We start from the raw sequence: 18,547 nt of genomic DNA, 5'->3' as shown, positions 1-18,547 counted from the left end.
AAGAACTCGGAGCCCAGCAGCCCCGACTCTTCGGCGGTGACGAAGACGAACAGCAGCGACCGCTTGGGCGCGGGGCTCTGCGCGGCGTAGCGGGCGATGGCCAGGATGTCGGCGACCCCCGAGGCGTTGTCGAGCGAGCCGTTGTAGATGGAGTCGCCGTTCACCGCCGGGCCGATGCCCAGGTGGTCCCAGTGCGCGCTGAACGCCACGTGCTGGTCGCGCAGCTGGGCGTCGCTCCCGCGCACCACGCCCACGACGTTCTCCGATTCCAGGTGCTGCATCGTGTTGCGGAACGCCACGTCCATGGTGACGCCCGTGCGCACGGGGCGGAAGCCGCGCGTTCCGGCGCGGCGGCGCAGGTCGGCCAGGTTCAGCCCGGCCTGCCGGAGCAGCCCCGTGGCGGCGCTGTCGGTGATCCACCCGCGGAACGCGAGCGGCGCCGGCAGGTTGGGGTCGCGCGGGAGCATGCGCTGCTCCTTGGCCCACGAGCCCACGACGGTGTGCCAGGGGTAGCCGGCGGCCTCCGTGGTGTGCACGATCAGCATCCCCGCGGCTCCGCGGCGCTCGGCTTCCTCGAACTTGTACGTCCAGCGGCCGTAGTACGTCATCGCCTGTCCGCCGAACAGCTCGGGCTCGCGGGGATTGGCCGGCGGATCGTTCACCAGCACCATCAGGATCTTGCCGCGCACGTCCACGCCCTGGAAGTCGTCCCACCGGTACTCCGGCGCGGTGGATCCATATCCCACGAACACGATCTCGGCGTTCGCGGCGCTGGTCTCGGCCGCCGAGCCGCCCCAGACGACCACGTCCTGGGGGTAGCGCAGGGTGCCGCTCGCCTTTCCGCCGGCCGAAACGCGGATGCTGGTGGGCACCGCGCCCACGATGTCGATGGGTACGCGCTGGAAGTAGCTGCCGTTCACCCCCGGCTGCACGCCGCTTTCGCGCAGCTGGCTGGCGATGTACTCGGCGGTCAGGCGGCCACCGCGGGTGGCGGGGGCGCGGCCCTCCAGCTGGTCCGACGACAGGAAGCGCAGGTGCCCGTCGATTTCGGCGGGGGTGATTCGCGGCGCCTGCGCGCTGGCGGCGGTGGCGGCCAGCAGCCCCAGCGCCGCGGCGGAGAACAGGGTGCGTCGTTGCATCGGATGGATCGGAGGTTCGATGGATTCCAGGCGCCGGACGGAGGGTCCGCATCCGCCCGTAACGTAATCGTCCCCTCGTGCGGCAACAATCGGACGAGGGGAAGTGTGGGCGTGCGAAAGTGGGAGCCGAACGCGATGACCGAGGCGAGCACTGTCATCCCGATGGAGCGACGTCCCGACACCTCTTCTCCACGATGAACTCCGCAGCGACTGAGGGATCCGCCACACAGCACGCACGCGCACCGCAAGCCTCCGGTGGACGATCCCCAATCAGCAGAGGTAACGCGAGGGTTGGAGGCGCTCCGGCGAGTGTGTGGCGGATCCCTCAGTCGCTGCCGTCATCGGTGTACGGGCAGGTTCGGCTTGGCCGCTCCATCGGGATGACATCGTGGACGAATCTCGCTCGGCTTCAGCCCACCGCGTCGAGCGCCGCGAGGGCGAGGTCCGCAATCCCGAGCGCGATGAGAATGCCGCCGAAGATGAGGGTCCACTGGAAGTCCTGCTGCCGATCCTGGGCCGCGAAATGATCGCCCCAGGATTTCCGGGGCCCCCGGTTGGCGGGCGCGGCCGGCTCGTCGTGGTCGCTGAGGATGACGGCGATGCCCACGGCCAGCATCCCGAATCCCCGCAGCAGGCTGTCCACCCCTTCGGACCACTCCCCGAAGGCGATCCCGAGCAGCACGGCGAGGATGACGACCGCGACCGCGGCGGTGCGCAGCCATCCGAATGGCTTGGTCGGCGGGTTTCGGCGCAGCGCCCTCGCGCGACGGAATTCGCTTGGGACCGGCATCGGCTTTGGGGCGGCGCCGGGGCTCAGCGGGCGGTTCGGGCGGCCGCAGTGGATGCAGGCCGGAGCGGCGTCCGAGATCTGCTGATGGCAATCGCCGCAGGTGATGAGCGCCATGGCTGGTGTGTGGGAAGTGCGTGAGTGCGTGAGTGCGTGAGTGCGTGAGTGCGTGAGTGCGAAAGTGCGAAAGTGCGATCCCGACGAGAACGGCCGAGGCACGCGCTGTCATCCCGATGGAGCGACCTCCCGATAGCTCTCCTCCACGACGAACTTCGCAGCGACTGAGGGATCCGCCACACAGCCTGCAGACGCACCGCGAGCCGACGGTGGACGATAGCCTTCTCCTGCGTCTGTGCGAAGATGGTCGCGTGTGCGCGCCTCCACAACCGGATGCCGCGCGTGCGCTGGCGGGGAGGCGCTAACGCGAGTGTGTGGCGGATCCCTCAGTCGCTGCCGTCTTCGGTGCACGGGCGAGTATGCCTTGGCCGCTCCATCGGGATGACATCCCGTGGCTAAGTGGCGGTTCTACAGCGGCTTTCACTCCTCACTCACGCATCGACGCGCTCACGCAGCAGATCGACGATGGACGATAGCCTGTTCTTGCGGGCGTGCGAAGATGGTCGCATGTCTGCGCCTCCGGCGCCAGTAGTCGGTGCGTGAGCGGACGCGTGTCCAAGCACCGAAATCTGAAGTGTACCCCCTCTCCCACGCTGTTTGTGGGAGAGGGTGGCACGCGTGTCAGCGCGGCCGGGTGAGGGCCCCCACGGCAGCCGAGGCCTCCCGGGCTGGTCCGGCGCCCCTGGGCTCAGGATGACAGGCTGCGGGTGCTAACGCCCCCGCAGGTGATTGTGGATGAACTGGATGGCCATCGACCCTTCCCCCACCGCGGCGCCCACGCGCTTCACCGATCCAGACCGGACGTCACCCGCCACGAACACGCCGGGAATGCTGCTCTCCAGCAGGTACCGTGGACGGTCCAGCGTCCACGTGGCCCCGTCCAGGTCCGGCCCCGTCAGCACGAACCCCTTCTCATCGCGCTCCACCACGCCGTCCAGCCACTCCGTCCGCGGCGCCGCGCCGATGTAGACGAAGAGCGTGGCCGTTTCCACCACCTCGCGCTCGCCCGTGTCCACGTGCTCGATCGTCACCTTTTCCAGCAGGTCGCCGCCCTCCACCTCTACCACCTTGGAGCTGGTGCGCAGGTGGATGTTCTCCGTCCCCCGGATGCGGTTCAGCAGGTACTCCGACAGCCGCTCGGAAAAGTCGGCCTCGGGCGCCACCATGGTCACCGAGCGGGCGAAGCGGGCCAGGTACAGCGCCGCCTGCCCCGCCGAGTTCCCCGCGCCCAGCAGGATCACGTCGCGCTGGCGGCAGGTGGGCACCGCCGCGGCGGCCGCGCCGTAGTAGACGCCCCGCCCGATCAGCCGGTCGCACCCGGGCGCCTCCAGCATCCGCCACGAAACGCCCAGCGAGAGCAGAACGGCGTGCGCGCACAGCTCAGTGCCGTCGTCCAGGCAGACGACGCGGTTGGCCCGGTCGTCGCGCAGCCCCACCACCTCGCGCGCCACGATCACCTCCGCGCCGAACCGCTCCGCCTGGTGCATGGCCCGCTCGGCCAACTCGCTCCCCCGCAGCCCCTCAGGGAAACCCAGGTAGTTCTCGATGGCCTCGCTCATCCCCGCCTGCCCGCCCGGCGCCTCGCGCTCGATCAGCAGGGTGCGAAGCCCCTCGCTGGCACCGTACACCGCCGCCGCCATCCCCGCCGGCCCGGCTCCCACGATGATCAGGTCGTAGAACGGCCGGTCCGGCTGGGTGCTCAGCCCCACCTTTTCGGCCAGCGCCGTGTCGTCCGGATCCGCCAGGTGCGATCCGTCCGGAAACACCAGCAGCGGCAGCCCGCGGCCCGAGGTGGAGCCGAGGTTCTCCGCCTGGCGCCGCGCCTCGGGGTTGCGTTCGAAGTCCACCCACTGGTACGGCACCCGGGTGCGCGCCAGGAAGTCGCGCACGTCGTGCGAGCGGGGCGACCAGGTGTAGCCGATGATGCGGATGCGGTCGTCGTCCTGCGGGCGCTCGTCGGCCATTTCGTCCATCTGCTATCCAGGGGTCCATGCCGGCATCCGGCGCGCGGGGACCGGGTTCCGTCACGGCGCGTGCCACCAGCCGGACAGCGGCTGTCCACCGTTGCGGATCAGCCGGGGCGCACGCGGTAGCGTGAGAGGACGCAGCCGCCGTCCATCACCCGCGATTCCAGCAGGTCCAGCGGAATGCGCCCCGCGTCGCGGAACAGGGAAACGCCGGAGCCCAGCAGCAGCGGGTGCACGTTCAATCCCACCTCGTCGATCACCCCGGCGCGCAGCAGCGAGCACGCCAGCTCCCCGCCGCCCATCACACAGATCCCCTTCCCTGGCTCGCCCTTCATCCGCCGCACGAACTCGACGGCGTCTGCGCGCACCAGTTCCACGGCGGGGTGGTCGATGCGCTCCAGCGACGTCGAGAACACACACGTGCGCATCCCGTAGCCGTCTGGCCCGATCTGCCCGGCCGACGCCTCCCACGTCTTGCGGCCCATGACGATGGTGTCGACGGTAGCCATGAAGGCGCCGAAGAACTCCTGCACGTCCTTGCTGAAGTGAAGCCAGTCCAGCGAATGGTCCGGCCCCGCGATGAACCCGTCCACGCTGCACGCCGCGCCGTAGGTCACGATTCGCATGCTCGATGTGGGGTGTTGGGGATGGTCCAATCTCCGGCGGGAGCGGTTGATTCTGGTGCCGCGCCGGGACCGGCGCCAGACGGCTTCACGGTAGCGTAGGGCCGCCGGTTGCGGTAGTTTGCAAGCGTCAGGTCCATTTGCCCTGACGGGTGCATCAACCGATTCAGGGCGGGACCATGAAGATCATCGAAGAGTGGCTGACGGAGCGCGTGGACAACGCACCGACCTCCTATGCACGCCACCTGCCGGACATGGCGGCGCTGCGCATTCGCATGGCGTGGCAAAAGCTGCAGCGCCAGGCCGGTGACGACGGCGAGGTGTGGGCGTTCCAGAACCCGCCCAGCACGTGGAAGAAGCAGGGCAAGCTCACCGGCTACGCCCTGGTTCGCGAGGGCAAGATCGTGGAGGCCGTAACCGTCGCCAATACGTAGCACGGCTCGCCTCAAGAGCGCCACAGCCCCGGCAAGCACACGCTTGCCGGGGCTGCTCTTCTTCCACCAAATGCCGATCAGCCCGAGTGGTCGTGGACCGCCTTCCAGCCGTCCGCCGTGCGGACCCACACCAGGGTGAACCAGCCGGACTGGTCGGGCTGCCCGCCGCCGGAGAGGATGAACCGCCCCGTCTCCAGGGCCGCCTCGGGCCCCAGCCGCCGCACGCTGAGCTGCTCGAAGCGCAGCTGCTGCTTGGGCATGCCCTGGTTGAAGAACGCGGCGGTGAAATCCCGCTCGATGGCACCCACGCCCGGCCGCGGCCCGTTGCGCGTCATGTACGTCACGGAATCCACGTAGATCGAGAGATGGCCCTTCAGATCGCCGCGGTTCCACGCTTCGGCGGACGCATTCGTGGCGGCGCGGATCTGCGCCTCGTCCGCGGTCCACGAGGCGGCGCTCGGGCGCCCTGCGGATGCGGTAACCGTGCAGGCTCCCAGGACGAGGCTGCTTATCGCGAGCAGCGGGAGGCGCCAGCGACGCGAGCCGGTCCGGCGAGGGGAAGAGGTCTTCATTGCGTTCCGAGTGGTAGGATGGAGTCGTTCGACAGGGTGGGCCATCATTGGGTCCGGATGGCGCCTGGCGCAAGGAACCCGACGTAGGACAGGATCCATTGTGGTCGCCGATCATCGGCAGGCAGCGCCAAACCTCGCGGCTCGTGCTGCCAGGCGGTCACCTCCCGCCGCTGAAGAATGCATCAGCCGCGGAGAAGAACTGCTCCGGCCGGTCCAGCCACGGGAGATGATCCGCGCCGGGGAGGATGAGCACACGTCCATCAGCCAGAGCCCTGGCGAGCTCGCGCGCGGACTCCGCCGGGATTGCATCCTGCTCGCCATGGATGATCAGCACGGGGACGCGGATCCGCTCCAGGATGGGACCCCAGTCCCTGCCCTGTTGAGACCTCAGGAAGGCATCCCGGCGAGCCGCGCGGGTCCGCAGCCGGTCGGCCGGCGCGCCGCAGAAGTCGCCGCGCATCCGCCCCAGCGCCGTCGAGTCGGCCAGGAACGCACGCGGAAGCGTCGTTGCGATGATCTCGCGGCACAGGAACGCGGGGTTTTCGGCCTGCGCGATGCCTGCCTCCAGCGCACGCATGCGCGTCCAGGTAACGCTGTCGAGCCGGGCGAAGAACCGCTGCCCGGTCAGCTCGCGGTAGCCCGCGCCGACGAGCGGGGGAGGCGCGACCAGGAGCGCCTGCGCTACGTGCTCAGGATGTACGCCCGCGTACTGCACGACGATCGCCGCGCCCCCCGAGTGGCCGAACAGGCGCAGGCGCTCCAGCCCAAAGTGCCGCCGAAGCGCCTCCACATCCCGAACGTGCTCCTCCAGACCGGGCGGTTCCAGGCTCGGCACCGAATCGGACCTGCCCTCCCCGCGCTGGTCGTAGACGAGGAGCGTGCGTCCCTGCGCCAGGCGCTCAAGGTCGGGCGCGAGATACCCGCTGCCGTTGCCCTGGAACCCGTGCACCACAACGACCGTGTCCGGCCCGCCGCCGATCACCTGAAAGTAGAGCGATGCGCCATCGGCTCCCGCGAAGTAGCCCTCCCGGGCAGAAGAACCGCGGGCCTGCAGGTGCCACGGCGCGCAACCGACGAGAAGGACGACGGCGGAGAGGAAGAACGCGCGCATCCGGTTCATGGACGTGGTCGTGAGGGCTCAACGGTCCACCTGCTCGCAGCTACACCAGACGAAGCGATATCGTTCGAAGCAACGGTTGACCCCGAACCGCCGTCTGACATGCGTCCCTTGCCGTGAACCCGGACCCCACCTGATATGCGTGCGCCCCACCCCTCGCCCGACGCGCTCGTCCGCTTGGAAAGCGTCCAGAAGGTGTTCCGCGCCCGGTCGGCGGAGACCCATGCGCTCAGCGACATCAGCCTGGACGTGTGGAAAGGCGAGTACGTAGCGATCTCGGGGCCGTCCGGCTGCGGCAAATCTACCCTGCTTTCCATCCTGGGGCTGCTGGACGTGCCGACCGCGGGCGAGTACCACCTGGACGGCCGACCCGTGTCATCGCTCCGTCTTCACGAGCGGGCGCGGGTCCGCGGCCGTGAGATCGGCTTCATCTTCCAGTCGTTCAACCTCATTGGCGATTTGACGGCCTACGACAACGTAGAGCTTCCGCTGACGTACCGCGGCGTGCCACGCGCGGCGCAGGAGGCGTCGGTGTGGGCGGCCCTGGAGAGGGTTGGAATGGCGGACCTGGCGGATCAGTATCCGTCCGAGCTCTCCGGGGGCGAGCAGCAGCGCGTGGCGGTGGCGCGAGCACTCGTGGGAGCACCCCCTCTGCTGCTCGCCGACGAGCCGACCGGCAACCTCGACTCCGCGAACGGAGACGCGGTGATGGACCTGCTCGCCGATCTGCACACCGAGGGCGCCACCATCATCCTGGTGACCCACGACCCACGCTACGCCGACCGTGCCGGACGCACCCTCCACATCCTCGATGGGCGCATCGTCCGGGAGGAGCAACGCGCGTGATCCATCATCAACGTACAGCGCGGCGTACCGGGGGAGAAACGACGGGCGGCGATCGGCCGTCGCAGCGGGCGCCCCGCTCCGTGGAGGAAACCGCGGGAGTCACCGTCCCGGTGGTGCTGGCCCTGGCGATTGGATTGGGCATGGGGATCCCCTTGCTCGGGGCCATCCGCTCCAGCCTGCTCCGCGCGTCTCCCTACATCGACCCGCTCCTCGACGAGGGTTCCCTCGCGACGGATTGGCTCTCCGGGTGGACGGCCTCGCGGCAGACCATCCCGGATATCCAGGACGGCGCATGGCGGGTGCTGCTGCAGGTCTTCCTTGCCCTGGTCGTGCTCCTTCTCGCCATCGCACTGGTCGAAGCCGTAACACTGACCCTCGCGCGGGCGGCGGTGCGCCGGCGGGAGGTCGCCCTGCGTACGGCACTCGGAGCGACCCAGGGCCGCCTGGTGCACGACCTTCTTCGGGGCGGGGCCCACCTGCCCCTGCTCGGCGGAGGAGTGGGTCTGCTGATCGGCGTCGCCACGGCTCATGCGGTCCGCGTCTCGTGGCCGGGCGGCGCGCCGCCGTGGGGAAATCGCGCGACGGATGTCGTGTTGCTCGGAGGCGTGGCGGGCATCTTCCTGCTCGTGCCGCTCCTGGCCTCGCTCTCCCCCGTGAGCGTCGCCTGGCGGCGCGACTTGCGCGGGTTCCTTACCAGCGGCGGGCGCGCCACGGCCACCCGTGGCGAGGCGTTCATGAGGAATACGCTCGCCGTGGCGCAGATCGGCGCCGTCCTGGTCCTGCTCACGAGCGCCGGGGTACTCCTCCGAGGCTTCGCCTCCTCTTCGGAGGACGTTCCCGCCGCGAGCTTCGACGCGCGGGGCATGCTGACGGCCGAGGTGCGTCTGCCGGACGCGGGCGCCCTGAGCACCGGAGACCGCCACCTCGCCTACGAAGGCATGCTCCGCCGAGTGGCGGCGATCGCGGGCGTTGCGGATACGAGCATCGGGTCCACGGGCGCCTGGGTCGGGCTGGGGAACAGCGATTTCGTCCACGCGCTCACCGGCAGACCGACCGCGCCCGGCTGGGTCAAGCCGGCCCGGTATCACGCGGTGGGCCCCGGGTTCTTCCGAACCCTCGGCGTTCGCGTGGTCCATGGGCGCGAGTTCAGCGCGGCGGATACCGTGGGCGCGCCTGGCGTGGTCGTCATCAACCAGGCATTCGCGTCCGTCTTCAGGCTGAGGGGCATCGCGGTGGGGCGAAAAGTCCAGTTCCACCGCGCGAACCTCGGCGGCACCTGGTACACCATCGTGGGGGTGGTCGAGGACATCCGGGCCGAGGGCGTGGGATCGGGCGGCGAGGGGGTGCCGCAGGTCTATGTGTCCGCCTGGCAGCACCCGCCCGGCACCGTGGGGCTGGTGGTGCGGACGAAGGGCGAGCCGATGGCGCTCCTTCCGGCGATCCAGGAGGCGGTTCGTGGGTCGGCGGCAGGGGCGGAACTCGCCGGCGGGATGACGGTGGGAGCCTACCTGGCACGTTTTCGCGCTCCGCTCCGCTGGCTGGCCGTGGTCTTCGGTGCCGTGGCGGCCGCGGCCCTGGTCCTGGGCACCTGGGGGCTGCATGGGGTGATGTCTTACAACGTCGCGCGGCGCACGCGTGAGATCGGCATCCGCATGGCCGTCGGCGCCCGGACGAGAGACGTATCGCGCCTCGTGGTCGTCCAGAGCCTCCGCATCGTGGGTCTCGGCATCATCCTCGGTGGCATCGCGGTCAGTGGGATCGCGCGCCTGCTCCAGCTGCTGCTGCGGGGGGTGGGCCCGTTCGATCCGGTCCTCTTCGGCGGCATCGCCGTCACCCTGGGAAGCGTTGCAGTGCTCGCGAGTTACCGGCCCGCCCGGCGGGCGGCGGCGGTCGATCCCCAAGTCTCACTCCGCGCGGAGTAGCTCCGCGTGCTGACCCGAACGCGTTCATCTCGTCCACTCGACGACCATCACCGGATCCCACAAAACAGCGCCGCCCCCGCAAGCGTACGTGCTTGCGGGGGCAGCGTTGGTCAGGCCACTGAGATTCGAATCCTGAGCCTTAAGGATCGGCTGGAGAGCTCGCGCCGGAGGCCGGAGACCCCGGCAGGTTGTTGCACGCCCGCTCGATCTGCGCGCGCGTGTGCCCCTCGGCGGCCTGCGCCTGCTCCATGCACCCCTGGAACGCCGATTTGGGGGTGGCGGCGGCGGATTGCGACGTACGCGGAGGCGGGTCGTCCGGGGGCAGCCCGGCGCGTGCCCGGGCCGCACGGCGAACGGAATCGGAGTGCGCCCGAACCCGCACGGCCGCCGCCGCCAACTCGGCGGGCGTCACCCTCGGCTCCTCCACCACGAGGGGATCGGCGCCTTCCCCGACGGCCTGCGGCTGGCCTTCTCCATCATCGCGGCTGCAGGCGGCGCACACGATCAGGAATGCCGCCCGGCCCATCCACCGACGATCGAACATCAGGGCCGGGGCGCCAGCATCGCCTCAATGGCCCGCAGCCGCTCAGCCATCGCGGCGTTCTCGCGGCGAAGCTGCTCGACGTCGCCCCGCAGGGTTGCGTTCTCGGCATGCAGGGCCGTGATCTGCTCCGCCTGTGCCGTCGTCCGCGCGTCCAGGGCCTTCACGCCGGCCAGGTTCACGCCGTCGGCGTCCAGGTGGCTGATGGCCAGCCGGTCGTTGCCCAGCCCGAAGGCGCTGTAGAAGTCTTCCGAGAACGCGCCCATGTGGCGGACGCCCGCCTGCTCGCCGATGTAGTTCCACGAGTTCACCGGCACCGCTCGCAGCCTGCGCAGCACGTCCTCACCATCGACTTCCGAGAACCCTTCCTTCAGGGTGCGGCTCGACGAGCAGGTCATGGTGCCGGTGCCCGCGGCGATGTTGCACCCGGTGGTCAGCGTGGAGTTGGTGCGGAACCGGAAGCCCCCCGACGCGCGCGCCAGGAACTCGTAGTTGGCGGCCGCCTGGGCCGAGTCGGTGGTGCTGGCGTCGGCCCACACGAACGAGCCCGTGCGGCCGTTGGTGCTGGCCCGGTACCCCAGTGCCATCGAGTAGTCGGCATCGGCCGTGGTGCGGTAGCCCAGGGACACCGCCGCGATGCCGCCCGCGTTGGCGGTAAAGCCCACCGCGTGGCAGTACGACGAGGTGCAGCGGTTGTCGTCGCCTGCGGCAAAGCCGTATTGCCCGCTGACCTCGGTGTCGCTTCCGAACGCCGTCGAGTAGTTGCCCGTCACCGTCATGTCCTCGCCCATGACCATCGACGCGTAGCCCTTGCCGATGGTACGGTTGCCGCCCGCCCACGAAAAGAAGCCCACGTTGGTGAAGTCCCAGTACGTGCCGGCCCCGCCGTCGTCGGTGCTCCCGGCGCGGAAGGCCGCGAAATACGGCATCCACATCATCCGGTACCCGGGGCCCGTGGCGGGCATGATGCCGATGCCGAGGGTGCCGAGCGCCACCACCGCGCCGGCGCTGTCCACGCGCATGCGGTCGCCCGCGGGGTTGCCCGAGCGCAGCTGCAGCAGGATGTCGGACTGGGCCGCGGCCGGGGCGGCCGACAGGGCCAGGAGAGCGAGGGCCGAGGAGAGCTTCAGTAGGGGCTTCATGGCTCCGTTCCGGAGTGAGGACGTGAAGGTTGTGGAGCGGACTTCCGCCCGGCCGCCGGGCCGGGCGTACCGTGAGTGCACGGCGCTACGGCCTGACGCGGACGCGGAACTTCTCGTTTCGCAGCCTGCCGCCCTGCACCACGAGCCTGCCGCCCGTGACGTTGACGTTGCTGCTCACCGAGTAGGTGCCGGTCACCCGCAGGTTGCGAACGTCGAAGTTGGTCAACCCGCCTCCGACGGTGGCCGCCACCCCGGTCAGGATCAGGCGGCCGGTGCCCTGGAAGGTGCCCGTGCTCCCCAGGTTCACGCTCCCGGCCACGGAAAGGTCGAACGACGAGAGGTTCAGCGTGGGCTGCACGGTGCTTCCCGGCGTCATCGTCAGCCCGCTCACGACGTGGTTCTGCGTCATGACGGGGTAGCTGGACCCGTCACCCGCAAGGACCACGGTGTCCTGCGACATGGCGAAGCCGCCCAGCGCCCAGTTGGAGTTGGTCAGCCAGGCGTTGGTGGCGGCCCCGCTGGACCAGCTCTTGGTGGTTCCGAAGACGGGGATGGTCGGGCCCACGCCCTGGATTCGGCGGGCGGTGGCGCGCAGCACGGAGGTGCCGTAGTCCAGGTAGCGGACGTTGATGAGCGCCTGGCCGGCCACCATGGCGGTCTTGACGCCCAGCTCCGCGGGGGGGCCGCTGACGGCGGAGAGCTGCACGCTGTCGCCCGCCACGCCGATCACGTTGCCGTAGCGGTCGACGGAGGCCACCGTGAGCGCGAACGGCACGTTGGTGGCGGGGCGAGCCGGCGTGCCGGCACGGAAGTTCGCCCCGCACGGGTCCACGCTCTCGCCGGGACGCAGCACCGCCAGCTTTACGTACTCCGCGCGGGTGTTCATGGTGGTTTGCGGGGTGCCGGCGGGCCCCGCGGTGCGCGGCGAGCAGATCTGCCGCTGGCCTGGGTAGTCCGCCACGAACGGGTCCATCGCGGGGCTTCCGTTCAGCACCGTTACGGTGGTGGCGCCCATCGCGGCGGCGCGCTCGTGCAGCCGGCGAACCGCGGACGTGTCCTGCCCCTCCTCCATGCTTTCCGTCAGCCGCACCTCGGTGTCCTGCACCGCCATCATGCGGAAGGTGAAGGTGAAGGCGTCCTTGGTGGCTCCGTTGGTGGTGCCCACGTCGTGCCGCTGCAGAGGAATGCGGAACGAGTAGGTGAGCAGCCCGTCGAACTGGTTCGGCTCGGGAGTCGCGGGGATCGCCCGGTTCTCCGTCGACAGCCTGCTGCGCATGACGAAGCCGTAGGGGAAGATACCCGTTACGCCCACCGGCAGCGGGATGGCGGCCACCTCGGCCTCGTCGAATACCTGAAGCACGTCCTGCTGGGGGCTGCGCATCTCACCGTTGTCGGTGATGGTCACCACGCCGCTGGGCACCGTCTTCTTGGCCACCAGCGTGTCGGCCTGCGTGCCGTCGAACTTCAGCATCTTCACGAACGGGGTGCCGGCGATGGCGCCCGCCCCGGTGACCGGGATGAAGGTGACGTTGTTCAGGGGCAGGCCGCTGGTGTTGCGCACCCGCATGTTCACCGATACGTAGCGGTACCCGCGCCCGCGGCCGCCCTCGGAAACGGAGTTGGTGCTCACCTCCTCCATGTTGAACCCGTTGACCGCCGACATCGACGCGCTCACCCCGCCCACGCTGGGCATGGGCATGTCGATCGCCTTGACGCTGGCGATCGGCTCGGCCCCGCTGATGCCGGTGACGGTGAACTCGTACACGCCCAGGGGCAGGGGAACATTGGGCCCGGGCTTCGGATTGCGCGGCACGCTGGTCGGCTCCGCATCAGCACACGCGGCCGAGGCGAGGATGACCAGGAGGGCAGTAACTGGAGCGCGCATGGGGGGTCGACAGGACGGCGTGGGAGCAGCGATTGCTGCGATGGGGCTGCGGATGCAGTGCGGAGCCGGCATGATGCCGGTCGCGCCGCGGCCCGGGTGAGGAACCTGCGACAAGCTAACACATACGCTTCGCAGCCACAATACTTTCCGCGCGCCCAGTGTCACGGTGCGGTTGAGAAGTTCTGGTCTTCGTTGAAGTAAAATTGCGCTTCCTCCAAGTTGTGGGACACGCCTGGACCGGAGGGCGCGCCGGCACCGCCCGGGAACGTACAGTTGCGCATCCCCGTCAGCGGGGACGCCGGGGGTAGGCGCCGCGTTTCCGTTGGCTATCACCGTTTCGCCCTGACGGCGCACCTGGTACGGAACGGCCCTGCCCCCGCAAGCACAGGTGCTTGCGGGGGCAGGATTTACAATGGGCCCACCAGGATTCGAACCTGGGACCTAAGGATTATGAGTCCCTTCCACGACCTGCCGCCGCAACACACCGCTTACTAGATAGTAACCTAAATATAGCGTAGATAGCTATTTACGCGCCTAAGCTACTCGGGCGCGGGGGGTTGTGAGCGCGGGACAGCTTGTCCCGTGTCCCGTGCGAGTCCCGCGCCCGTCCCGTGCCCATGCCTGCCGAGTAGGGATGCCGGCGTGAACGGTTGTTGCAACCGCGCACGTGGCCCCCTATCGTCGTGCATCCGCTGGTTCTCACCATTTGCTTCAAACCCGATCCCCGTCCCCATCAATGCAGACGCAGCCTACTTGGACGCAAATGCTGTTTTCGTCAGCCGTGATCGCGGCCCTGGTCACGGGCTTCTTCACGCTGCTCGCGATGGATCGACGCAAGATTGCAGCGACAACGTGAGGCCCACGAGCGTGAGTTGGAAGCCATTCGGAACATGAATCAGCACGACATCGAAGGGCACCGGGCGCGCATTCGGTTGTCGGAGACGTACCTGACTAGGCAGCTCACAGCGTGTGAGGAAATCTTTTCCCTCGCACAAGGACTTCTCCCCGAACACAGCTTCCCAGATATGGATTGGTGGGACGCAACCGCGAGGATGGCGCGTGAGATGGAACGAATTGAGATAGACGCCCGGAACCTCTATACGAAGCACTTCGCGGTACTGCCGGCGTCCGTCGCTCAGCACCTTATCTCGGCTTCAGGGAACGCAGCAGAAGCAAAGTTCTTACCTGAAGAGGTGGTCGACAACTCGTCCGACGCCCACAAACTGATCGGCAGTGTCTTCGAATCACTGAACGCGGCAGCGACGGACTTGAAAAGCGAATTGGACGGTCATCGGCACCCCCTGCTCATGCCGGCGCTGCAAGCGAAAGCGGGTGTGCGCAAATGAGTGGGAGGGTAGCTCCGTGTGGCGGACGGTCCGACGGACGCGCCGCGATCAGCTCCAACCTTCGATCAGTTGGTACGTCTGACCTGTGGGGTCCTTCAGGATGGAGATGGTATCCGTCATCGTGATCGGCTGCCAAGCCTTCGCGTTCGTGATCCGGTCGGCGTAGTACCTCGTAGCGCCCTTGTCGATGCGGCGGAAGTGCCGGAACCACACCCCCAACTCCGGCTCCGGGGTTGCCACGTAGTTGTAGTCCCCCGCGACTGAGACTACCGCGAACGGGAAGTGGTGCACCATCACAAGCACCCGGTCGCCCCTCTGCATCCGATTCGCAAAATCGTGGTAGTCGGTCTGGCCGGGTGGCAGGGACTCTCTCTGGACACGGCGCAGGTCGCCCACGTCTCCCGCGAAGTCCAGACCGATGAACCCGGCGGCAATGCTCTCCACAGCGTACCGCATCGCGTTCGCAGGGTCAGAGGGGTGCATCTGCATGCGCCAAAACTGCATGTGACTCCGCGCCGTAGAGGGTGTTTGCGTGCGGTCGGGCACTAAGACACAGATAGTACCTGCGCGCGCGGACCCGCCGCAACCAAACGGGTGGAAGTCCGTTCCTTTGGTTGCGAGCGCTGCGCCGCATGCTGTACCGTAGCACGCGCACGCGTACCCGCGCCGTACCCTCTCCAACCGCTCCTAGAGACAAAGAATGAAACGTGACTTCGAACTAGTCCGGCTTATCCTGCTGCGCGCAGAGGCCGCACCAGACTTCAGCGTTACCTCTTCTGCTTTCGAAGGGTACGACGAACCGACGGTGGCTCGTCACTTCGCGCTGTTGGAGGAAGCCGGCTTCATTGACGCGAACCTCGCGCGATACGAGGGGCGCGGAGCACTGCAAGGAACGGTTGAGCGGCTGACGTGGGCGGGACATGAATTTCTCGACACTACCCGAAACGAGACGGTCTGGAACCGGACGAAAGAACTTGTGAAGGAGAAAAGCGGGTCCGCGTCGTTCGAGGTGTTCAAGGCGCTCGCCACCCAAGTCTCGTTAGGCCTGTTCGGGCTGAAATAGAGGCGCGCCGGGGCGAACGTCGGAGGCTCGCGATCCAGCCGCGCGGACCAGCCACTGCGATAGCGTAAACTACTCTTTAGTAATGAGTTAGGCCCCAGCGAGGCCCTTGACTAAGGCCCGGTGCGCCGCTAATGTATCTCCGTGCCCGGCAGGATCGGGCGCGACATATCGTCCGACCTCTTAGGAGGCGGGCGGGGCGGGCTCTAAAGCCGCCCACCGGCGAGGACCGGACCCTTTTTGCCCTCGCTGCCAACACGAATCCATGGACCCGGATGGCTCACGCCGTCCGGACCTGGGATCGTCGGCAGCGGGGGCTTTTTTCGTTCCCTGAAACCCGGAGGATGGCGCGTGCTGAAGATTCCAGAAGTGGCCGAGCGGCTAAGCATCGGACTGCGCACGGCCTACCGGCTGGTCGCGGGCGGTGAGCTGCGGGCGGTCCGCGTGGGCTCACGTGGGCTGCGGGTTGCAGATGCCGAGCTGGAACGATTCATCGCTGCCGGCGGGGCGGGAGCCTTGGCGGCACACACGAACGGAGAAACCGATGGCCGCTGATGCTTTCGCCCGACGCCTGCGATTCGCTGCCGAACTGGCGGCCAACGGCATCGACCCCGGCCTTTGTGCCGATCTGGCCCAGCGGGAGGACCGTGGCGGCCGGGTCCCCGGCGAGCTGCCGTTGATCGCAGAGGCCGCGAAGACTTACGCGGGCACACTGCCCGCCACGTTCCGCGCCACGAGCGCCGACGACCAGCAGCTCGGGGCGCAGCTCTACCAGCTTCGCGAGGAACTGACCGCCCAGCGTGAGCGCGACGCTGCCCCCCAGCGCGCCGACGTGGCCTCTCAGCTCGCTGCACGCGGGTTCGCCGTATGACCCCCCAGGTGCAGGACCCCACAGGGGCCATCGACGCACTCCGGAGTGAGAGGGAAGCCAGCCGGCGAGAGGCCCGCGAGCTTTCCGAAACGCTCGCGGACTACCACGAACAAATGCGGGCCGGAATGCGCGGGGGGGACCGCCGCCGCGAATCCGACGCCCGTGCCGCACTCCCGGCGCTGGAAGCTGAAACCGCGCGCGTCGGCGGGCGAACAACTCGCCGGGGGCGCTCTGCGTTTTTGTGTGCGGGGATGTCCAGCCTTGTTCAGCGGTAGGCGTTGAACCTTTCGCGGTTTACGTACCGTCGCTTCTCCCATTCAACCCACTTGTAGTTCGGGTAGTTGGAAAAGACGCTGCGGTCCGTGTGACCGACAATCAGCCGGACGAAGAAATGCGTTCGTAGAACATTCATGACTCCGGGCACGGGGGCTTTTGATCCCACCTTTGTGTACAATGCGAGTTGCGGGCTCAATGGAAGGAAAATTTCCGTGTTCTTACGCAACCAGCCGGTACCATGAATCGCAAATCCTTGGCGTTCCTCGAAGCGGACCAGCGGGTGATCGCAAGTTGGCCATGAGCGGCCGGGATGCGGTCGGATAATGTGCCACCGGGAGTGTACCGCCTTGGGCGTCAACTCGCGCACCATACGTTTTGTGCGCTGAACCCAAGCCGTACTTCCGACCGAGACGGACATCTCGACAAGCACGCCGTCGGGAGTTGGCGTTAGGGACGTTTCGACGTACCGCCGCTCATCTGTCGGCAGCGGCTCCCGCTCCCGCTCATATGGCAGTCCCGGCTTGAATTTCCGCACGGTCTTTTCTACGATCCGCTCCATTACTGACGGAAGCACGTGTGTCTGCCACGCGTCGTAGCGGTTCCAATCTTTCGGGGTACGGAGGTCTTGGGCAACGGCGAACCGCACCAGCGCCTCCGTGTCATTGCCGCACAATCCCGCACCAGCTTCGAGCCGGTCCAAGGCGGCGTAGGCGGGAGTCTCAATCTCCAGATTGAACCATTTCTCGAAGTGGTCCCGCTCGAACCCTTCAAGATGCGCTTCATAGAGGTTCCGACGTGCGCACGCTTCTCGGAGCGGCGCACGCCGCCACACAGGGTAGTTCTCGTGTGGGACGGCGAATTTATGCTCCCACACGTGAATCCCGTCGGTGGACCAGCGGGCGAGATACCGACGTGGGACGAAGTGGCTGTGCTCTGTAATTTGCAAAATTGTTCCTTCGCCGGCTCGTTCAACCGGGGCCAAACTCGCGCCGGATTGTGGCGAGCACTTCCCCGAACGTCGCGTGGATGTTGCCCTTCGCGAATCGGACTTGGTTGATTCCGTGGATATTCGAGAACTCTTCCGTTCCCTCTTCAAGCAGCGCGATGGCGCGGGTAAACCCGAGCTTTCCTTGGAAGAGGCCGAGTTCATGGACGACGTTTTGCCGAGCCCGGATGCCACCGCCCGCCATTTCGTCTTCCCCCGTCAGGATCAGCACGGCAAAGCTGCTGGTCCGAACTAGATCGTCCAAAATGTCACGGATGCCGTGCCCTGCTCGCGCGCCGCTTTCGTACGCTTGAACGTCCAACTGATGCTTATCCGCTAGATGGTCCTTCAGATCCCGCCACTGCGGGTCACGCCCATGACCGATGAAGATAGTCGGGCGGCTTGGGGGCGGCTCCGCAGGCCGGGGGGGGTCTGGTAGTCTAGCGCTTTCTGCGGAGTCTTCGAACACCTGCATGACGTGTTCGATCTCGGCGCGGGTCTTAGCGCCCACGGTCACGTCTGTCTTGCCGTAGTTAAACGACACGCGAAGCCAGTATCTCGTTCGCTCCTGATAGTAAGACCGTTCATACGTACTCTGATCGTGGTCGCGCCTGTAGTCGGCAAAGAACTCCGCTTCCGTGTCATGCGTCCACGCCTCATCATAGTCAACAGACACACGAAAATCCGAATTACGCGCCTCATCCTCCAGTTTCGGGAGGATGCCATGTAGCTGTTCGTGCCCTTTCCTGAGCACTTCAGGGGGGAATTTCGTTTGCTTGAACGTTCGAGTTCTGTGCATCGCACCGCCGGGGCTGTGACTGGGGTGGAGACGGACGCCTGACGCGATGGAATCTACCCCGGCGGATTTGCCGCGCCAAGCGGCCTAGCAGCCGCCTAGTGCCGCACCCGGTCTGCCT

General features: G+C 67.6%; 19 protein-coding genes. 7 read left to right on the top strand and 12 right to left on the bottom strand.

Annotated features, from left to right (window positions below; genetic code table 11):
• The 4 genes from VIB55_RS08300 to VIB55_RS08285 form a co-directional block, all read right to left on the bottom strand.
• Positions 1-1,139: M28 family peptidase (locus tag VIB55_RS08300; RefSeq protein ID WP_331876207.1), on the bottom strand; the 1,139-nt coding region annotated here is incomplete at its 3' end.
• Positions 1,140-1,548: 409 nt separating this feature from the next.
• Positions 1,549-2,043 (bottom strand): hypothetical protein, encoded by a 495-nt coding sequence (locus VIB55_RS08295; RefSeq protein WP_331876206.1) that lies wholly within the window; start codon positions 2,041-2,043, stop codon positions 1,549-1,551.
• Positions 2,044-2,753: 710 nt separating this feature from the next.
• Positions 2,754-4,016 carry an FAD-dependent oxidoreductase gene (locus VIB55_RS08290; protein ID WP_331876205.1) on the bottom strand — a complete coding sequence of 421 codons (1,263 nt, stop codon included), beginning with the start codon at positions 4,014-4,016 and terminating at the stop codon, positions 2,754-2,756.
• Positions 4,017-4,114: 98 nt separating this feature from the next.
• On the bottom strand, positions 4,115-4,636 hold the full coding sequence (locus VIB55_RS08285; RefSeq protein ID WP_331876204.1) for a dihydrofolate reductase family protein: 522 nt from the start codon (positions 4,634-4,636) through the stop codon (positions 4,115-4,117).
• A gap of 176 nt (positions 4,637-4,812) precedes the next feature.
• Here VIB55_RS08285 and VIB55_RS08280 point away from each other — a divergent pair, with 176 nt between their 5' ends.
• Positions 4,813-5,067, top strand: coding sequence for a hypothetical protein (locus tag VIB55_RS08280; protein WP_331024405.1), 255 nt, complete (start codon positions 4,813-4,815; stop codon positions 5,065-5,067).
• A 77-nt stretch (positions 5,068-5,144) separates the two neighbouring features.
• Here the strand turns inward: VIB55_RS08280 and VIB55_RS08275 are convergent, their stop codons facing one another.
• The gene (locus VIB55_RS08275) at positions 5,145-5,639 is read right to left on the bottom strand and encodes an SgcJ/EcaC family oxidoreductase (RefSeq protein ID WP_331876203.1); all 495 of its coding nucleotides are present in this window, start codon (positions 5,637-5,639) and stop codon (positions 5,145-5,147) included.
• Between the two features lie 157 nt (positions 5,640-5,796).
• Positions 5,797-6,759: an alpha/beta hydrolase gene (locus VIB55_RS08270; protein WP_331876202.1), complete on the bottom strand. Its 963-nt coding sequence runs from the start codon at positions 6,757-6,759 to the stop codon at positions 5,797-5,799.
• Positions 6,760-6,894: 135 nt separating this feature from the next.
• Here VIB55_RS08270 and VIB55_RS08265 point away from each other — a divergent pair, with 135 nt between their 5' ends.
• On the top strand, positions 6,895-7,602 hold the full coding sequence (locus VIB55_RS08265) for an ABC transporter ATP-binding protein (protein ID WP_331876201.1): 708 nt from the start codon (positions 6,895-6,897) through the stop codon (positions 7,600-7,602).
• Entirely contained in the window at positions 7,599-9,524 is a 1,926-nt protein-coding gene (locus VIB55_RS08260) for an FtsX-like permease family protein (protein ID WP_331876200.1), read from the top strand. Before VIB55_RS08265 ends, VIB55_RS08260 begins: the two co-directional genes overlap by 4 nt.
• Before the next feature lie 139 nt (positions 9,525-9,663).
• Here VIB55_RS08260 and VIB55_RS08255 read toward each other — a convergent pair whose 3' ends face one another.
• The 3 genes from VIB55_RS08255 to VIB55_RS08245 form a co-directional block, all read right to left on the bottom strand.
• Positions 9,664-10,068, bottom strand: coding sequence for a hypothetical protein (locus VIB55_RS08255; protein ID WP_331876199.1), 405 nt, complete (start codon positions 10,066-10,068; stop codon positions 9,664-9,666).
• Positions 10,068-11,207: a tail fiber domain-containing protein gene (locus tag VIB55_RS08250; RefSeq protein ID WP_331876198.1), complete on the bottom strand. Its 1,140-nt coding sequence runs from the start codon at positions 11,205-11,207 to the stop codon at positions 10,068-10,070. The genes VIB55_RS08255 and VIB55_RS08250 overlap by 1 nt, the downstream gene beginning before the upstream one ends.
• A gap of 85 nt (positions 11,208-11,292) precedes the next feature.
• Positions 11,293-13,020, bottom strand: a complete 1,728-nt coding sequence (locus VIB55_RS08245; RefSeq protein ID WP_331876197.1) for a hypothetical protein — start codon at positions 13,018-13,020, stop codon at positions 11,293-11,295.
• A 962-nt stretch (positions 13,021-13,982) separates the two neighbouring features.
• On the opposite strand from VIB55_RS08245, the gene VIB55_RS08240 reads away from it, so the two are divergent.
• Positions 13,983-14,438, top strand: coding sequence for a hypothetical protein (locus tag VIB55_RS08240; RefSeq protein ID WP_331876196.1), 456 nt, complete (start codon positions 13,983-13,985; stop codon positions 14,436-14,438).
• A gap of 48 nt (positions 14,439-14,486) precedes the next feature.
• Here VIB55_RS08240 and VIB55_RS08235 read toward each other — a convergent pair whose 3' ends face one another.
• Positions 14,487-14,927, bottom strand: coding sequence for a hypothetical protein (locus VIB55_RS08235; protein WP_331876195.1), 441 nt, complete (start codon positions 14,925-14,927; stop codon positions 14,487-14,489).
• 211 nt (positions 14,928-15,138) lie between these two features.
• Here VIB55_RS08235 and VIB55_RS08230 point away from each other — a divergent pair, with 211 nt between their 5' ends.
• The 3 genes from VIB55_RS08230 to VIB55_RS08220 all read left to right on the top strand — a co-directional run bounded on the left by VIB55_RS08230 (position 15,139) and on the right by VIB55_RS08220 (position 16,369).
• On the top strand, positions 15,139-15,501 hold the full coding sequence (locus tag VIB55_RS08230; RefSeq protein WP_331876194.1) for a DUF2513 domain-containing protein: 363 nt from the start codon (positions 15,139-15,141) through the stop codon (positions 15,499-15,501).
• Positions 15,502-15,849: 348 nt separating this feature from the next.
• Positions 15,850-16,053 (top strand): helix-turn-helix domain-containing protein, encoded by a 204-nt coding sequence (locus VIB55_RS08225; protein WP_331876193.1) that lies wholly within the window; start codon positions 15,850-15,852, stop codon positions 16,051-16,053.
• Positions 16,043-16,369, top strand: a complete 327-nt coding sequence (locus tag VIB55_RS08220; RefSeq protein ID WP_331876192.1) for a hypothetical protein — start codon at positions 16,043-16,045, stop codon at positions 16,367-16,369. The genes VIB55_RS08225 and VIB55_RS08220 overlap by 11 nt, the downstream gene beginning before the upstream one ends.
• 265 nt (positions 16,370-16,634) lie before the next feature.
• Here VIB55_RS08220 and VIB55_RS08215 read toward each other — a convergent pair whose 3' ends face one another.
• Positions 16,635-17,591 carry a DUF4238 domain-containing protein gene (locus VIB55_RS08215; protein WP_331876191.1) on the bottom strand — a complete coding sequence of 319 codons (957 nt, stop codon included), beginning with the start codon at positions 17,589-17,591 and terminating at the stop codon, positions 16,635-16,637.
• Between the two features lie 22 nt (positions 17,592-17,613).
• Positions 17,614-18,429, bottom strand: coding sequence for a nucleotide-binding protein (locus tag VIB55_RS08210; protein WP_331876190.1), 816 nt, complete (start codon positions 18,427-18,429; stop codon positions 17,614-17,616).
• Between the last annotated feature and the right edge of the window lie 118 nt (positions 18,430-18,547).

The sequence above is a fragment of the Longimicrobium sp. genome, from assembly GCF_036554565.1.
Classification (GTDB): domain Bacteria; phylum Gemmatimonadota; class Gemmatimonadetes; order Longimicrobiales; family Longimicrobiaceae; genus Longimicrobium.
Note: the sequence above shows the minus strand (reverse complement) of the source record. Positions and strands in the feature narration are given on the sequence as shown.

What these genes read in the sequence shown, in the direction of transcription:
- VIB55_RS08295 (WP_331876206.1), bottom strand. Translation starts at nt 2,043, where the DNA reads ATGGCGCTCATCACCTGCGGCGATTGCCATCAGCAGATCTCGGACGCC.
- VIB55_RS08290 (WP_331876205.1), bottom strand. Translation starts at nt 4,016, where the DNA reads ATGGACGAAATGGCCGACGAGCGCCCGCAGGACGACGACCGCATCCGC.
- VIB55_RS08285 (WP_331876204.1), bottom strand. Translation starts at nt 4,636, where the DNA reads ATGCGAATCGTGACCTACGGCGCGGCGTGCAGCGTGGACGGGTTCATC.
- VIB55_RS08280 (WP_331024405.1), top strand. Translation starts at nt 4,813, where the DNA reads ATGAAGATCATCGAAGAGTGGCTGACGGAGCGCGTGGACAACGCACCG.
- VIB55_RS08275 (WP_331876203.1), bottom strand. Translation starts at nt 5,639, where the DNA reads ATGAAGACCTCTTCCCCTCGCCGGACCGGCTCGCGTCGCTGGCGCCTC.
- VIB55_RS08270 (WP_331876202.1), bottom strand. Translation starts at nt 6,759, where the DNA reads ATGAACCGGATGCGCGCGTTCTTCCTCTCCGCCGTCGTCCTTCTCGTC.
- VIB55_RS08265 (WP_331876201.1), top strand. Translation starts at nt 6,895, where the DNA reads ATGCGTGCGCCCCACCCCTCGCCCGACGCGCTCGTCCGCTTGGAAAGC.
- VIB55_RS08255 (WP_331876199.1), bottom strand. Translation starts at nt 10,068, where the DNA reads ATGTTCGATCGTCGGTGGATGGGCCGGGCGGCATTCCTGATCGTGTGC.
- VIB55_RS08250 (WP_331876198.1), bottom strand. Translation starts at nt 11,207, where the DNA reads ATGAAGCCCCTACTGAAGCTCTCCTCGGCCCTCGCTCTCCTGGCCCTG.
- VIB55_RS08240 (WP_331876196.1), top strand. Translation starts at nt 13,983, where the DNA reads ATGAATCAGCACGACATCGAAGGGCACCGGGCGCGCATTCGGTTGTCG.
- VIB55_RS08235 (WP_331876195.1), bottom strand. Translation starts at nt 14,927, where the DNA reads ATGCAGATGCACCCCTCTGACCCTGCGAACGCGATGCGGTACGCTGTG.
- VIB55_RS08230 (WP_331876194.1), top strand. Translation starts at nt 15,139, where the DNA reads ATGAAACGTGACTTCGAACTAGTCCGGCTTATCCTGCTGCGCGCAGAG.
- VIB55_RS08220 (WP_331876192.1), top strand. Translation starts at nt 16,043, where the DNA reads ATGGCCGCTGATGCTTTCGCCCGACGCCTGCGATTCGCTGCCGAACTG.
- VIB55_RS08210 (WP_331876190.1), bottom strand. Translation starts at nt 18,429, where the DNA reads ATGCACAGAACTCGAACGTTCAAGCAAACGAAATTCCCCCCTGAAGTG.